The 611-nt window shown below is 44.4% G+C and carries 1 protein-coding gene; it reads left to right on the top strand.

The genetic code is table 11. The annotated features are described in order from the left end of the window. Window positions 1-611 (top strand): reverse transcriptase domain-containing protein (locus LKE08_RS08420; protein ID WP_324703771.1); only part of this gene is annotated, 611 nt, incomplete at both ends.

The following is a 611-nucleotide window of genomic DNA, read 5'->3' as shown; positions in this document are numbered from 1 at the left end:
ACGAAAGCCGGGACACCTCAAGGAGGGGTAATAAGTCCACTCCTCGCCAACATCGCACTGGATGGAATGGTGAGGCATATCGAAAAACTATTCCCCAAAAAGAATAGTACAGTTCAAGCAACGGTTGTCAGATACGCCGATGATTTTGTAGTCATATCACCAAAACTCGAAATCATTGAACAGTGCCAGATTGCTATCTCCGAATGGCTAAAGCCCATTGGACTCCGACTCAAACCAGAAAAGACAAGAATATGCCACACACTTCAAGAAATTGAAGTAAATGGAAAAATGGTCTCACCTGGTTTTGACTTTCTAGGGTTCAATATCAGGCAATATCCAGTCGGAAAACACAGGTCAGGTAAAAGTGGAGGCAAGGTCAGTAAACGACTCGGCTTCAAAACTCACATTAAACCTGATAAGGAAGCAATCAAAGCCCACATCGAAAAAGTGAAAGAGGTGTTTAAGAAACACAAAACAGCACCTCAAGCCGCCTTGATTAAGGAACTCAACCCCATCATCACTGGATGGGCAAGGTATTACTCAGGGGTAGTCTCCTCGGAGATTTTCGGAAAGCTAGATAACATACTCTGGCAACAACTGCGGGCATGGGT

The sequence above is a fragment of the Lyngbya sp. CCY1209 genome (genome assembly GCF_035615495.1).
Lineage (GTDB): Bacteria > Cyanobacteriota > Cyanobacteriia > Cyanobacteriales > Microcoleaceae > Limnospira.
Note: the sequence above shows the minus strand (reverse complement) of the source record. Positions and strands in the feature narration are given on the sequence as shown.